12 protein-coding genes are annotated in these 16,043 nt (G+C 30.1%); 5 read left to right on the forward strand and 7 right to left on the reverse strand.

Annotated elements, in window-relative coordinates:
* Positions 1–140: 140 nt before the first annotated feature.
* From J3359_RS07620 to rplU, 4 genes are all read right to left on the reverse strand, one after another.
* Positions 141–698 (reverse strand): YeeE/YedE family protein, encoded by a 558-nt coding sequence (locus tag J3359_RS07620; RefSeq protein WP_208080107.1) that lies wholly within the window; start codon positions 696–698, stop codon positions 141–143.
* A gap of 46 nt (positions 699–744) precedes the next feature.
* On the reverse strand, positions 745–2,043 hold the full coding sequence (locus J3359_RS07625) for a 3-deoxy-D-manno-octulosonic acid transferase (protein ID WP_208080108.1): 1,299 nt from the start codon (positions 2,041–2,043) through the stop codon (positions 745–747).
* Positions 2,044–2,350: 307 nt separating this feature from the next.
* On the reverse strand, positions 2,351–2,611 hold the full coding sequence (gene rpmA, locus J3359_RS07630; protein WP_208080109.1) for a 50S ribosomal protein L27: 261 nt from the start codon (positions 2,609–2,611) through the stop codon (positions 2,351–2,353).
* Between the two features lie 42 nt (positions 2,612–2,653).
* Entirely contained in the window at positions 2,654–3,328 is a 675-nt protein-coding gene (rplU, locus tag J3359_RS07635; protein ID WP_208080110.1) for a 50S ribosomal protein L21, read from the reverse strand.
* A 265-nt stretch (positions 3,329–3,593) separates the two neighbouring features.
* On the opposite strand from rplU, the gene J3359_RS07640 reads away from it, so the two are divergent.
* On the forward strand, positions 3,594–4,901 hold the full coding sequence (locus J3359_RS07640) for a M16 family metallopeptidase (protein WP_208080111.1): 1,308 nt from the start codon (positions 3,594–3,596) through the stop codon (positions 4,899–4,901).
* Between the two features lie 10 nt (positions 4,902–4,911).
* Complete coding sequence (locus tag J3359_RS07645; RefSeq protein ID WP_208080112.1) at positions 4,912–6,960, forward strand: M16 family metallopeptidase; 2,049 nt, start codon at positions 4,912–4,914, stop codon at positions 6,958–6,960.
* 351 nt (positions 6,961–7,311) lie between these two features.
* Here the strand turns inward: J3359_RS07645 and J3359_RS07650 are convergent, their stop codons facing one another.
* Positions 7,312–8,187 (reverse strand): DMT family transporter, encoded by an 876-nt coding sequence (locus J3359_RS07650; protein ID WP_208080113.1) that lies wholly within the window; start codon positions 8,185–8,187, stop codon positions 7,312–7,314.
* A gap of 92 nt (positions 8,188–8,279) precedes the next feature.
* Between J3359_RS07650 and J3359_RS07655 the strand changes: the two genes are divergently transcribed.
* Positions 8,280–8,624 (forward strand): heavy-metal-associated domain-containing protein, encoded by a 345-nt coding sequence (locus tag J3359_RS07655; RefSeq protein WP_208080114.1) that lies wholly within the window; start codon positions 8,280–8,282, stop codon positions 8,622–8,624.
* 78 nt (positions 8,625–8,702) lie between these two features.
* On the opposite strand, the gene J3359_RS07660 is transcribed toward J3359_RS07655, so the two are convergent.
* Positions 8,703–9,896 (reverse strand): beta-helix domain-containing protein, encoded by a 1,194-nt coding sequence (locus J3359_RS07660; protein ID WP_208080115.1) that lies wholly within the window; start codon positions 9,894–9,896, stop codon positions 8,703–8,705.
* Positions 9,897–10,016: 120 nt separating this feature from the next.
* Complete coding sequence (locus tag J3359_RS07665) at positions 10,017–12,725, reverse strand: TonB-dependent receptor (RefSeq protein ID WP_208080116.1); 2,709 nt, start codon at positions 12,723–12,725, stop codon at positions 10,017–10,019.
* Between the two features lie 336 nt (positions 12,726–13,061).
* Between J3359_RS07665 and J3359_RS07670 the strand changes: the two genes are divergently transcribed.
* On the forward strand, positions 13,062–13,658 hold the full coding sequence (locus J3359_RS07670) for a porin (protein WP_208080117.1): 597 nt from the start codon (positions 13,062–13,064) through the stop codon (positions 13,656–13,658).
* A gap of 123 nt (positions 13,659–13,781) precedes the next feature.
* Positions 13,782–16,037, forward strand: a complete 2,256-nt coding sequence (locus J3359_RS07675; RefSeq protein ID WP_208080118.1) for an inorganic phosphate transporter — start codon at positions 13,782–13,784, stop codon at positions 16,035–16,037.
* Positions 16,038–16,043 lie beyond the last annotated feature (6 nt).

Raw genomic sequence — 16,043 nt, forward strand, 5'->3', positions numbered from 1 at the left:
GAATATATTTTTATGCTGCAAGGTCTTTTTCTTGACCTTGTAGGTATATTTTATTTTTACTTATTTTTTTATACCTACAAGGTTTTTGAAACCTTGCAGGATGATTTTGAAACCTTGTAAGAGAATTGTTTTTTCGTTAGCTAAAACAAGACTGGAATTACAAACCAAGCCGCAATAATACCGCCAATAAAAAAACCAATTACAGCTAATAAAGACGGTAATTGTAAACTACTTAAACCAGTAATTGCGTGCCCAGAAGTGCAACCACCTGCATAGCGTGTTCCAAAACCGATTAAAACTCCAGATAAAATTAATATTAAAAATCCTTTTAAAGAAAAAACGACATCTTCGCTAAAAATTTCATCGGGAAAATACTGATTCGCAACATTACTAAACCCTAAATCTGTTAATTCTTGCACTGTTTTTGGGTTTAAATCTATGCTTTGACTCGGAATTAAATACGTCGCAGAAATAAAACCACCAATAACTAGTCCAACTACAAAAAGCAATGCAAAATCACGTTCTTTCCAATCTTTTTTAAAATAATTAGACACTTTTCCTGCGCCAACCATGGTGCATAATGTTTCGAAATTTGTGGATGCCCCGAAATTTTTTCCAAAATAAAAATAGAGAAAAAGTGATAGTGCAATTAATGGCCCTCCAACAAACCAAGGCCAAGGTTGTAAAATAAAATCCATAGTTTAATAATTTAAAGTAGTTCTCGACTGCACTTAAACAGACATTCTAAATAGTATTGTTAATATAATTCATAATTAATTTTGTTGCTCCTAAATTATCTTCAATATATTTTTTGTTGATAATTCCTGTTAAGTTTCTAAAGCTAATATCATTCTTCAAATCTTTAAAAGTAGACGTTAATTCTTGTTGATTTTTTACTGAAAGACAACCTCCAATTTTTACCAAATCTACAGCTTCTTTAAATTTGTCGTATTTATTTCCAATAACTACAGGAATTCCGAAAGTTGCTGGTTCTAAAATATTATGCAAACCTGTTTTTAAACCTCCACCAACATAGGCAATATCTGCAGTAGCATAAATTTTGGTTAGAATACCAATGGTATCGATTATAAAAACTTGATAATCTGCTAAATTTTTAGATTTCTCGATGGAATTCTTCTTGAGCATTTCGACTTTGCTCAATACAGGCTTCCTCGAAAGACTCGAACAGACATCAGAATATTTAACAACTTTTTTATTGATTGATTTTTGTAATTCTAAAATTGCATCAGCTTTAATATTATGTGGTGCAATAATAAATTTCTCATCTTCTAAAGCTGTATTATTAATATAGTTTACTAATAACTCTTCGTCTGCTGCCCAAGTACTTCCTGCAACAATTGTGTATTTATTGTCTTTAAATCGATTGATAAAGTCTAACGAATTGTCTTGTTCTAAAATTTTAGAAACTCTATCGAAACGTGTATCTCCAGCAACTGTTACATTATTAAAATTGATAGAATTTAGTAATTTTTGTGAATTTAAGTCTTGTACAAAAAAGTGATGAAATGCCTCCAAAGATTTTCGCATAAATTTACCATAATTCTTAAAAAAAACTTGCTTTTCTCTTAAAATTCCTGAAACTAAAATAGTAGAAATTTTCTTATTTTCTAATTCATTTAAGAAATTGGGCCAAAATTCATATTTTATAAAAACTGCCAATTCTGGGTTAAGAACTTTTACAAATTTTTTCGCATTCGATTTAGAGTCTAATGGCAAATAACAAATTACGTCTGCTAACTTATAATTCTTTCGAATTTCGTAACCTGAGGGCGAGAAAAAAGTAACTAAAATTTTATATTTTTTAGCCTTCTTTTTTAAAGCTTCAATAATGGGTCTTGCTTGTTCAAATTCCCCTAAAGAAGCTGCATGAAACCAAATAACTTTTTCTTTTTTTAAAGCTTCAATTTTAGAGAAAGTTTCTTTTCTTCCATCAACAAAAAGTTTTATTTTTTTATTAAAGATGGCAGCTATTGGCAATAATAGTGATGCTAAAAAAATTGCAAAATCGTACAAAAATTTCATCTTGTAAAAGTACGAAATAGAAGTTAGTGTATTTTATAAAAAGAAACAGATTTTTACTGATTATTGGTTTATTTTACAGAGATTCGCAGAGAAATTACACAGAGATTAACACGTTTTTTTCTCGCAAAGGCGCAAAGTTTTTTCTCGTTTAATTGGTTTCCCTCTAAGGAAATGCATGAAAGGCAATGGATTTGCAATTTTTTTTTCGCAAATATTAGCTATGTTTTCTCATAAATTTATGTGGTAAAACAAAAACGCCCAAACAATTTTATTGTTTGGGCGTTTGATATTTTTTAAACTTAGCTTACTAAGCTTCGAATGGAGTAATAGAAACGTAAGATCTATTATCTCTTTTCTTTTGAAATTCTACGATTCCATCAACCTTTGCATGTAAAGTATGATCTTTACCCATGTAAACGTTTTCTCCTGGATTGTGTGTAGTTCCTCTTTGACGAACAATAATGTTACCAGCAATTGCTGCTTGACCACCAAAAATCTTTACGCCTAAACGTTTCGATTCTGATTCTCTACCATTCTTTGAACTACCTACACCTTTTTTATGTGCCATTTTATTGAGTTTTTATAGGTTAAAAGTTAAATTGTTTAGCGGTTATTTTTCAATACCACCATCTAATCTATCTTGTAATTCTTTTAATTCATCCCATTTACCTTCTGCAGCTAAACCTGCTTGCTTTGGCCAAGTATCTGTTACGATATGAGATAATCTTGAGCTTGCCTCTGTTAAGATTTCACTTAATTTAGCAGCATCTGTTTTTGCTACTTTTGCAAAAGTATCGATACCTGCAGCAACTAAAGCCTCTGCAGCTTTAGGTCCAGCACCTTCAATTTTCTTTAAATCGTCGCCTTTTTTAGTAGCTTTTTTGGGAGTTGCTTTTTTAGTAGCTTCTTTCTTCTCTACTTTTGGAACTTCTTTTTTAGCTTCTGCTTTTTTAGGAGCCGCTTTTTTAGTACCAGAAGCTGCAATAGATTCAATTTGAATCTCGCTTAAAGCTTGTCTGTGACCATTTTTCTTTTGGTAACCTTTTCTTCTTTTCTTTTTGAAAACGATTACTTTATCACCTTTTAAGTGATTTAAAATTTGAGCTGTTACTGAAGCTCCTTCTATAGCTGGGGCGCCAAGAGTTACGTTACCTGCGTCGTCAAGTAAAAGAACATTATCGAAAGTTACTTTCGATCCTTCCTCTCCTTTTAAACGGTGTACGTATACTTTTTGGTCTTTTGCAACTTTAAACTGCTGCCCTGCTATCTCTACGATTGCGTACATACTATTTGTTTTGCGTATTTATACTGTGTTTTTGCTTTTCGTTGCCGAAAATGCGGGTGCAAATATACATCTTTTTTGGTTTAATACAATATTTGATTATAAAAATAATACAATCATAATCAAGAGAATAAACATTTTTTAACTTTATATTTAGATAGAATCTTTTTACTTTTGACAATCTTTTAGCTTTATTGTTAATTTGTTGTAACAAATTAAATAACAGGGCGTCATATTAAACATCAATTATTAATTAAATAAAAAGTAAATGAAAAAAAGTATTTTAACTCTGGCTTCAGCTTTGTTAGTTGCGTTTTCTGCAAGTGCACAAAAAGTTGAATTTGAGGAGTATGATTTAGACAATGGAATGCATGTAATATTGCATCAAGATAACTCTGCACCTGTTGTAATTACCTCTGTAATGTATGGTGTTGGTGGTAAAGATGGAAACAGAAAAAGAACTGGTTTTGCACACTTTTTCGAACATCTTTTATTTGAAGGCACAAAAAACATTGGAAAAGGAGAATGGTTTAAAATTGTGTCTTCTAATGGTGGTAGAAACAATGCGAACACTTCTCAAGATAGAACTTACTATTATGAAATATTTCCATCTAACAAATTAGAATTAGGTTTATGGATGGAATCTGAACGCTTATTACATCCAATTATTAAACAGCAAGGTGTAGATACACAAAACGAAGTTGTAAAAGAAGAAAAGAGGCAAGGAATAAGACCTTACTCTAATTTAGTAAATGAGATTAGTAAAAATATATTTAAAGTACACCCTTACAAAGACCCTAATATTGGTTACATGAAAGATTTAGATGCTGCAACTTTAGAAGAGTTTTTAGCATTTAATAAAAAATATTATGTACCAAACAATGCTACCTTAGTAGTTGCTGGTGATATTGATTTTGCTACAACAAAGAAAATGATTAAAGATTACTTTGGTCCAATTCCAAGAGGAGCAGAAGTAGTTAGAACTTTCCCAAAAGAAGAACCAATTACCAAAGAATTTACAGCAAAAGCTTATGATGAAAATATTCAAATACCTGCTGTTGTTGTTGCTTATAGAACACCTTCTTTTAAAACAAGAGACTCTAAAGTCTTAGATATGATTTCTACCTATTTAAGTGGTGGTAAAAGTTCTGTACTTTACAAAAAAATGGTAGATACTAAAAAAATGGCATTGGCAGCACAGGCTGTAAATCTAAGTCAGCAAGATTATGGTATTTATGCACTTTTTGCACTTCCTTTAGGAGAAGTAACTTTAGATGCTTTAGTAAAAGAGATGGATGAAGAAATTTTAAAGATTCAAACAGATTTAATTTCTGAAAGAGATTTTCAAAAAATACAAAATCAGTTCGAAAACAACTATGTAAATGCAAATTCTAGCGTAGTTGGTATTGCAGAATCTTTAGCTAGTTACCATGTTATGTATGGAAATACGAATTTAATTAATTCAGAAATTGAAGTATATAGATCTATAACTCGCGAAGAAATTAGAGAAGTTGCAAAAAAATACTTAAATAAAAACCAAAGATTAATCTTAGATTATTTACCTAAGAAAAAATAAATATAAAAAGATGAAGACAAAAATTTTATTATTAATAGCAATTATAACAATGTCTTTTGCCACAAATGCGCAAATAGACAGAAGTAAAATGCCTACTCCAGGACCAGATCCTGTTATAAAATTAGGCGAAGCAAAAAAATTCTCTTTAGACAATGGCTTAACAGTAATTATGGTAGAAAACCATAAATTACCGAGAGTTTCTGCTACTTTAGAAATAGACAACAAACCTTACTTTGAAGGAGAAATTGCTGGAGTTTCTGACATGATGGGTAGTTTACTGGGAAGAGGAACTACAAATATCTCTAAAGACGATTTTAACGAGAAAGTAGACTATTTAGGTGCAAATGTAGGCTTTTTTAGCTCTGGCGCTTCTGCTAGATCTTTAAAAAAATACTTCCCTGAAGTATTGGGTTTAATGGCAGATGGTATAAAAAACTCTCAATTTACTCAAGAAGAATTCGATAAAGAAAAAAAAGTAACTTTAGAAAGCTTAAAAGCTACAGAGAAAAACATTCCTGCGATTGCAAGCAGAGTTGAAAGACTTTTAGTCTATGGTAAAAAACATCCTAATGGACAATTTACAAGCAAAGAATCTATAAACAAAATTACATTACAAAATGTTAAAGACAACTTTAATACTTACTATAGACCAAACAATGCCTATTTAGTTATTGTTGGAGATATTAACCCAAATGAAACAAAAGAATTAGTGAAAAAGCTGTTTTCTGATTGGAAGAAAGGAGTAATCCCTGTTTCTAGTTTTCCAAAACCAGAAAATGTTTCTACTACAGAAATTGATTTTGTGAACATGCCAACAGCAAAACAATCTGAAGTTTCAATTGTAAATTCAATAGATTTAACTCTAGGAGATAAAGATTATTATGCTGCTTTATTAGCAAATAAAATTCTTGGAGGTGGTGGTTCTGCCAGACTTTTTAATAATTTAAGAGAAGACAAAGCATACACTTATGGTTCTTACTCTAGTATTAGCCAAAGTAGACAAACTGGCGTTTTTAAAGCTTATGCAAGTGTAAGAAATATGGTAACTGATAGCTCTATTGTAGAAATACAAAAAGAAATTAATAAAATTCGTTACCAGAAAGTATCCGAAAAAGAACTACAAGATGCTAAAGAAGAGTACATTGGTAATTTTGTAATGAATGTTCAAAAGCCTGAAACCGCAGCTAACTTTGAATTAAAGATCGCACTTTATAATTTACCAGAAGATTTTTATGCAAACTATATTAAAAATATTAACTCTGTAACTGTAGATGATGTACAAAATGCTGCAATTAAATATTTTAGAGGAGATAAAGCAAGAATTGTTGTTACTGGAAAAGGAATAGATGTTCTAAAAAATCTTGAAAAAACAGACTACGTTATTAAATATTTCGACAAAGAAGGAAATCCTACTACAAAACCAGCAATGACTTTGCCAATTCCTGATGGAATGACAGCTGAAACTGTAATAAATAAATATTTAGAAGCCATTGGAGGTAAAGACAAGGTAATGGATGTTAAAACTACAATGATGGTTGCCAACGCAACGATTCAAGGAACTCCTTTGGTTATGAAAATAAAAGCGTTATCTCCAAACAAATCTTCGCAAGAAATTTCTGTTATGGGTAATGTAATGCAAAAAACTGTTTTTAATGGTACTACTGGATTTTCCGAATCTAGAGGTCAAAAAACACCTATGACTCCAGAACAAATTGCAGAAGCAAAAAGTGGAAATGCTATTTTTAGCGATTTAGCATATACAACTGGTAAATTAGTAAGAATTGAGCCTATAGATGGCAAAAATGCAATTGTTTTAAAATATAATGATACTGATATTTATTATGATATGACTTCTGGTTTAAAAGTAAAAGAAGTAAAAACTGTAAAAACACCCGATGGAAAAGAAATAGAAACTCCAACTGTTTATTCAGATTATAAAGCAGTAAATGGAATTATGTTCCCTCATTCTATTGGCATACAAAATGGTCCAATGTCGTTTGATTTTAAAGTAAAAGAAATTAAAATAAACGAAGGAGTCTCTGAAGCTGATTTTAAATAATTAGTACAGAATAATCTAATAGATTAAAAGAGTCAAGACTTTGTGTTTTGACTCTTTTTTTGTGTTTTTATTGACATAGATTCCAAAAATTTTCACGGAGAATGTTTGTAGATTTATTTGAAATTTTTCTTTTATTCTTCAAATTACAATTTAAATTCGAAATGTCAGTCTAAGCTTGTCGAAGACTTTTTTGAATCAAGAATCAAGAATCAAGAATCAAGAATCAAGAATCAAGAATCAAGAAATTTAAGATGAACAAAAAAACTTTGCGCCTTCGTGACTTTACGAGAAAAACTTTGAAACTTTGAAACTTTGAAACTTTGAAACTTTGAAACTTTGAAACTAAAAAAACTACTTCTTCTTATTCACCAAATAAACCCCCAACAAAATAATGCTTCCTGCAAATATTTGAAGCGGACTTAACTTTTCTCCATCTAACACTCCCCAAAAAATTGCCACTAATGGAATTAAATAGGTTACAGAAGAAGAAAAAACAGGGTCTGAAATATGAACCAATTTGTTATAAATTGTTTTTGCAACTCCAGTGCCTAGAACCGATAAAACCACCAAATACCCTAAAGACTTTATTAAAATTTTATCTTGAAAACTAAAAGTTGAAAAGAAACCTGTAAATGCTAAAACAATAAGTGCTGGAACAATTAGCAATAAAAAATTACCAGTTACAATAGAAAGCGCATTTAAATCATGTAAATACTTCTTTACCATATTTGCATTAAAAGCGTAACCAACAGAAGCAATAATAATTAACAAAGCAAACCAATAATTCTGATTCGGGTTTACAACAGCTCCATTCAATATTAAAATTAAAGTACCCACCAAACCAATTAAAATACCATATAACTGTGTTCTTTTAAACGCAAAACCAAAGATAAGAGCACCTAAAATTAAGGTAAAAAAAGGCGTTAGTGAATTTAAAATAGAAACCACAGCACTATCTATACTTGTAATTGCAAATGCAAATAAGAAACCAGGAATAAAAGTTCCTGCTAAAGCAGTATAAACAATATACTTATAATGTTTTTTCTGAATTTTCTTTAAAGATTTTGGTGCAACAGAAAGTAGAAAAATCGCTGTAAAAAGCATTCTTAATGCTCCTAATTGAATTGGAGTAACACCCAACAACGCTTTTTTCATCAAAATAAAAGAACTTCCCCAAACTAAGGAAAGTAAACATAGATAAAGCCATTTTTGTTGCTGATTGCTCATAGTGTGTTAAATAAGTTGCAAAAGTCTAACAATTCTTTAAATTAGAAACTTATTATTTATAAATTTGTAACATCACTTTATAATTAAATCTAATGAGAATTCAAAAAATAGTAATAGCAGTAGTAATTGCAAGTTTTACACTAGTTGGTTGTAAAAGCGAAAATACTAAAACAACTGAAAAAACGGAGGTTGTTGCAGCAAAACAACAAATGGTTGCCTTACATATTTCTGGAATGACTTGTGAGATTGGTTGTGCTAAAACAATACAATCTAAATTATCTAAAAAAGAAGGTGTTTTAGAGGCAAAAGTTATTTTTAAAGATAGCGTTGCAAACATTCAGTTCGATGCTAACAAAACCTCTAAAAAAGACTTAATCGCCTTTGTAGATGGAATTGCAGGAGGAGATTTATACAAAGCTACTGAAGCTTCAGAATAAAATATTATTTTTAAAATTTATTTAAAACAAAAAAGCAGGCTTAAAGCCTGCTTTTTTATGTTCATTCTTGTTTTTTACTTAGAACTTATAACCAGTCCAAGTAAATACAGATTTATCTGCTCCACCAGAAGTTGCAGCAGTTAACTTAATAGTTGCCCCGCCAGAAACTGTATTTTTAATATCTTTAATATCTAAACCATTTGCAGTATTTGCATTAACAGTAATAGATGTTTTATCATTAGCATCACCTCTTTTATCTTGTAAATCAACTACATCGTCAAATTTAGCACCAGAACCTAAGGCTAAATAAGCATTTGTAATTGTTGCAGTGGCTCCACGTCTTATTTTTATTCCATCAGTCATTCCTCCAGACTCTGCACCATTTGTTGTTTTTACAGCATTGTTATTAATAATAGTAACACCATTAACTGTAAAGTTCGATTGATTTATGTCTGAAGTAGATTTTCCATCTAAGTTACCATCTGCTTCAATTCCTCTTGGGTCTTTTGTTACTGCAGAATAACCAGCTTCTCTAATTCCGTATAAATTTGTACAAGTTCCAACATAACCTTGTGTAAAATCGAACATATCGTCTTTCGCATTTACTACTAAAATGTTAGATGCATTTACTGTTCCTCCGAAAAACTCAATACCATCATCATCTCCATTTAAAATAGCAATGTTAGATAATGTAGTTCCAGAACCAACTCCGTTTAAAGTTAAACCATTGTGCTCTGCTTCGTCATCTATTCTTGCTCCAGTATATTCTAAAATTACATAGTTTATAATTCCTGAATTATCGGCTGCTACAGAACCTCCAAATAAAATTGAATTTTTAACTTCTGTTGCTGCATTACTTTCTGCTCCAGTTTGGCGACTTAAAGGTGCTTTCCCATTTAAAATAATTCCTCCCCAATCTCCAGCTTTTGGATTTGTAGCACTAGATGTAAATTTAATAGGATTTGCTGCAGTACCATCTGCTATTAACTTTCCTCCTTTTTCTACTAAAATATAAACATCTGTACCACCTGCTAATGCATTAATTGTTGTACCTGCTTCAATGGTTAAAGTTGCTCCATCTTTTACTAAAAGAGCTCCTGTTAAATTGTGTGCAATTCCAGATTTTAAAGTTAAATCGGATGTTAAGTTCCCTGCTAAATTTTGTGGTGTTACATCTCCTCCAGTTACTGGAGTGTTATCGTCGTCGCTTAAAGAACAACTAGCGAATACTAAAGATGCAATTGCTACGATTGATAAAATTGATTTTTTCATTTTTTCTTATTAATTTGTTTAATTGTTTGTTTGTTTGATTATCTTCTGCAAAATTGAACTAATTATGTTTCTTTTGTCTTACCTAAATTTTAAAGAATTGTTATTAAAACTCACTAAAACCTAAAAATCGTAAGAGAATCCTAAACTTATATTAACACCTTTTTTATAATTACTTAACACAACATTATCTCCTCCATTAAAACCTGCTCTAGATAATTGAAAATTTGGGTTTAATAAGTTTGTTACTTTTAGTTTTAAACGATAGTTTTCGTTAAACTCGTAAGAAGAAACCAAATCTAATGTTGGGATCCCTTTTTCTAAAATATTTGCAAAACCTCTGGTTCCAACAGAATAAACTCTCTCACTGAAATAATTAAATACCAATGAAGAAATAAACGTATTATCGTTGTATTTTTTGTTGATTGAAATATCTGCATTTATTAAAAATGGTGTTGCTCCTTCTAAATCGCTTGTTGTATTTGTAAATTGTGCCACAGAATTTGCATCTAAGTTTACATTAGAAACTAAGTAAGATGTATTTAAACCTCCCATAATTTTTAAATCTTTATCTTCAATTTCGTAAATGTTTTTTCTAGCTTCTATTTCTATTCCATAAACACTTGCATCGTCTCCAACATTTAAATACGTTAATGTATTTCCTCCTGAAGGAATCTCACTTCTAGATATAGGATTTTGAATGTATTTGTAGAAACCAGTTACTGTAAATAATTCAGACGAAGACATATAGTATTCGTATTTAGCATCTAAATTATAATTATCTGAAGGTTTTAAATCTGGATTTCCCTGAGAAGAAAAACTTATATCCTGATATTTAAATGGAGCAGTTTCTTTAAACTGTGGAAACGTATAACTTTGGCTCCCTGCAATTCTTAAAATACTGTTTTCGTTAAAGTTATATTTTAAGTTGAAGCTTGGTAAAACATACGTTCTATCTAAATTTGAAGCTCCATCTATGGCAGATTGTGCAATGTTTGTATTATAAGTAACTCGTTGTTGAATTTTCTCAAATCTACCACCAACAGAAGCGATAAAATTATCTCCTAATTGATATACTAAATTACCAAAACCTGCAAATATTTGTCTTTTACCTCTGTAAGTAAAAGGAACAAATGCATTTGGATTACTTGCTCCACCTCTACCCGTTTCTAATTCAAAAATATTATTATCTATCGAAGATTGAGAAAAAACAGCATCTGGATTTTCGATATCTATAGCAACTCTGCTAGAAAAATCGTGATTAAAAATAGTCGCCGAGAATAAACGCTCTGTATATCTATAATCTCCTCCAAATTCTAAAGTACTAACATCTTCTTCGTCTTCTTTCAATTTATAAGAAAACTTTCCTTTTGCTGCATAATCGTTTTCTTCTAACTTTGCGAAATAACGTTCGTTCTCTCCTGCAGAACTTGTTTCTGGACTGTAATAATTATCTCTAAATAAATATTTATTCGTTCTTCTGTCTGGCTCGTTTCCTCTAATAAAATTTAAAGAACCTTTTGCTTTAAAATCTAGTCTTTCTGTAAACTTGTAATTTGCAATTAATTGATTTACATATAACTCGTTATTATTTGTTTGCTGTCTTCTTTGAAACTCTAAATCGCCATCTTGTTCTGGATTATTAAAACCTAAATAATCTCCAATAGATTGTTTATTATTATGAATAAATAAATGGTTGTAAGCAATATTATGACCTTCTTCGAATTTATATTGTAAGTTCGCCATTAAAATTTGCGAAACATTATATTCATATTTCGTAAAAGATTGGTCTTGAAAAATCTCTCCAGAACTTGTTGTTTGCTTAATGTTTCCATCTATATAATTGTAACTTCCATCGAAACCACCAACTATAAAAAAGCTAAAAGTGTCTTCTCCAACATCGTATTTTTTTCCACCAGCAAAAGAAAGGCTATTGTTCAATTGAAAATCTTGACTATGAGGTTTAAACGAATTTCTAAAAGAATATTTAGATAAATCGTTTACTGAAATGCTCGCTTTTTGAGTGCCAAATCTATTCGTTCCATCTATCGTTAAAAACTCTTTAGACACTGTTTGTGTATTTACACCTAAAGAAGCATTTACATTTAACAAACTCTTTTTTATCAATTCTTTTGATGCAATATTAATGTTTGCACCACCAACATCTCCATATAATTCTGATGTGAATACTTTATTTACTTCAATATTTTTTATAATACCTGTTCCAAAAAAATCTAAGGATATATTTTTATATTCTGGATCTTCAGATGGTAAAGGCAAGCCATTTAAAGTGGTAGAATTATAACGATCTCCTAAACCTCTTACCACAACATTTTTAGATCCTTTAGAAACACCTGCTGTTTTTGTAACTGCTCCCTCTGCATCAGAAACTCCTTTTACAGATAATTCTTGTGCTCCAATAGTGGTAGTAATAGCAACTGCCTTCTTTTGTTTTAAAATTAAAGCACTCGTCTTTTCTTTACTTGTAGAAGATTTAACAACAACCTCATCTAAACCAACACCTTCTTCTGCAGACATTAATTGGTTTAATGTAACTGTTTCTCCAGCTTTTATTGTAAATACTTTTTCGATTGTTTTATAACCTACAAAGCTAAACTGAACTGTATGTGTTCCTGCAGGTACTTTAAAAGAATACAAACCATCGAAATCTGTAGTAGATCCTATTGCTGTACCTTTTATAAGAACATTTGCAAATGCCAATGGTTCGTTGCTCATCTCTTTATCCGTTAACAACCCTTTAACAGTTCCTTTGTCTTGTGCTATTAAAACTTGACTTAAAGCGATAAAAGCAATACATAAAAATTTCTTCATTATTTCGTATTTTAAACTTCTGCAAAAGTCTACCTGTTTTGTAAATTCTATGTTAGTTGTAAATTATTATTGAGTTACAGAAACATTACCTAAATGTTAAGTTAGAAAAAATAGTTAACGTTTTATTAATTTTAAAAAAACATTGTCTTCAAATTAAAAATAAATCTTTAAGCCATTCTTACAAAGAATGTCTTTTTTATAAAATTTTAGTTTTTGTTAACAATTACTTTATAATATAACTATCTTAGCTAAAGATAGTTTTCTTTAAATTAACGTTAACTTAACATTAAATTAACGTTTTTATCGCTTCTTTGCAACGACAAAAACTACTATTTTATGATTTTAAAGTTACTACGTACGTTAGTAATGATTATTTGTATTTTCTATTTTTTAGATACAAACTCCAAAAAAATAAATGCACCAAAATTTGGCGAAGGTCTTTTTAATTTAGTTGGAAAAGACAGCACTTTTACCATGAAAATTAGTTTACGATTCCAAACTTTAGCAACTTCTAATTGGGATGTACAAAATGGACTTTCCAATCTAGAATCTTCGATGTTAATTAGACGATCTCGTTTAAAATTCGATGGTTTTGCTTTTTCGCCAAAACTAAAATATAAAATTGAGTTAGGTTTTTCTAATAGAGAACAATCTAGAATTTCGCCACTCACAAGCTATATTCCAATATATGTTATGGATGCCGTTTTAAAATGGAATTTCGCTGGTAACTTTGTTTTATGGTTTGGACAAACAAAATTACCAGGAAATAGAGAACGTGTAATTTCTTCTGCAAATTTGCAACAAGTAGATCGTTCTTTATTAAATAGTAGATTTAATATTGATAGAGATAGAGATAGAGATATTGGAATTCAATTAAGACATAAATTAAAAATACAAACAGATGTATGTAAGCCATACAAACATAGGGTTTAAGACAAATCAATTACTTTGTAGATTACAAGTAGACATTCATTTTTAAAACAATTAACATAACATAAACATAACATTCGCAACATTTCGTGTTCGTAAATTTGCAAAACTAAATTTTAAAGAAAAATGGGAGATCCATATATTTTAATGCTTGTTGCTTTAGCTGTTTTAGCTATTGTAGACTTAGTTGTAGGAGTTAGTAACGATGCTGTAAATTTTTTAAATTCGGCCATTGGCTCTAAAGCTATTTCTGTAAAAAATATTATGATTATTGCCAGTTTAGGTGTATTTTTTGGAGCAGTAACCTCTAGTGGAATGATGGAAGTTGCACGTAAGGGAATTTTTAACCCAAGCATGTTTATGTTCCAGGATATCATGATTATTTTTATGGCAGTAATGATTACAGATATTTTATTATTAGATATCTTTAATTCGTTAGGAATGCCAACGTCTACAACAGTTTCTATCGTTTTTGAATTATTAGGAGCTGCAGTTTGTATTTCTTTGATAAAAATTTCTGCAAACGACTCACAATCTGTTTTAGATATATGGAATTACATTAACCATAAAAAAGCATTAGAAATTATTTATGGAATACTACTCTCTGTAATCGTCGCTTTTTCTGTTGGTGCAATTGTTCAATTTGTATCGAGACTAATTTATTCTTTTAATTTCGATAAAAGAGCCACTTATATTAATGCTTTATTTGGTGGTTTTGCAATTACTGCAATTACCTATTTTATTATTATAAAAGGAATGAAAGGAACTCCTTTTTATAAAGATATTAAGTTTCTAATTGAAGGAAATACACTTTTAATTATTGCAGGAAGTTTTGTAGTTTGGTCTCTAATTTCTCAATTATTAATTCAGGTTTTTAAAATAAACATCTTAAAATTAATTATTGGAGTTGGTACTTTTTCTTTAGCAATGGCTTTTTCTGGAAACGATTTGGTAAACTTTGTTGGCGTACCAATTGCAGCTTGGAACTCTTACCAAGCTTGGGAAATTTCTAGTGTTGCTGCAGATTCTTTTTCTATGGGAATTTTAGCGAAGAAAGTACCTTCTAATGTTTGGTTATTATTATTAGCTGGAGCAATTATGGTTGTTACATTATGGACTTCTAGCAAAGCACAAAATGTAATAAAAACAGGAATCGATTTATCGAGACAAGGAGAAGGTCATGAGAAATTTCAACCAAACCCATTATCTAGAATTGTAGTAAGAGCAGCAATGGGAATTAACGCAGGAATTAGTTATATAATTCCAAAATCTACTTTAGTATTTGTAGATTCTAAGTTTCAGAAACCAGTAATTCCTTTAACGAAAGATAAAACTTACGAATTACCAGCTTTCGATTTGGTAAGAGCTGCAGTTAATTTAATTGTTGCTGGTATTTTAATTTCGTTTGCAACTTCTATGAAATTACCATTATCTACAACTTATGTAACCTTTATGGTTGCAATGGGTACTTCTTTAGCAGATAGAGCTTGGGGAAGAGAAAGTGCAGTATATAGAGTTGCAGGAGTTCTTAACGTTATTGGTGGTTGGTTTTTAACGGCAATTACAGCGTTTTTAGCAGCTGCAGTTGTAGCTTATTTAATTAGCTGGAATATGGTTATGATTCCTATTTTATTAGCAATTGTTGCTTTATTGATAGGAAGAAACACGTTAATCCACAGAAATAAAACAAAAGAAATTAAAAAACAAGAATATATAGAAAGAGCAGAATTAATTACGATTAATGGCGTAATTGAGGAAAGTGCAGATCATATTTCTGGAGTTATTACACGTGTAAATAAATTATATACCAATGTTGTAAATGATTTAGCGAATCACGATTTAAATAAATTACGTAAAACCGATAAACACGTAAATAAATTAAACGACGAAATCGATGGTTTAAAAGATGGTGTTTTCTATTTTATTAAATCTTTAGACGAAACTTCTGTACAAGCAAGTAGATTCTATATTATGGTTTTAGGTTATTTACAAGATGTTGCACAATCTATTAGTTACATTTCTAGAGCGAGTTACAAGCACGTAAATAACAATCATAAAAATTTAAAGAAGGGGCAAATAAAAGATTTAAAAGGAATAGACATCCAATTATCTACTTTATTAGTTAAAGAAGCTACTATTTTCGAAAATAGAGATTTAGATGATTTAAATGCGCTTATTATTGAAAAGAATGAGTTATTAACGAGTGTTTCTGCTTCGATTGAAAAACAAGTTTCTAGAATTAGAACCGACGAAACAAGTCCTAAAAACACCACTTTATATTTTAGTGTTTTATTAGAAACAAAAGATTTAATTACTGCTTTAATGAGCTTATTACAAACATATGAAGAGTTTCATTTAAGCACGAAACAAAACCAATTATAATATTTT

The organism is Polaribacter cellanae, assembly GCF_017569185.1.
GTDB lineage: Bacteria > Bacteroidota > Bacteroidia > Flavobacteriales > Flavobacteriaceae > Polaribacter > Polaribacter cellanae.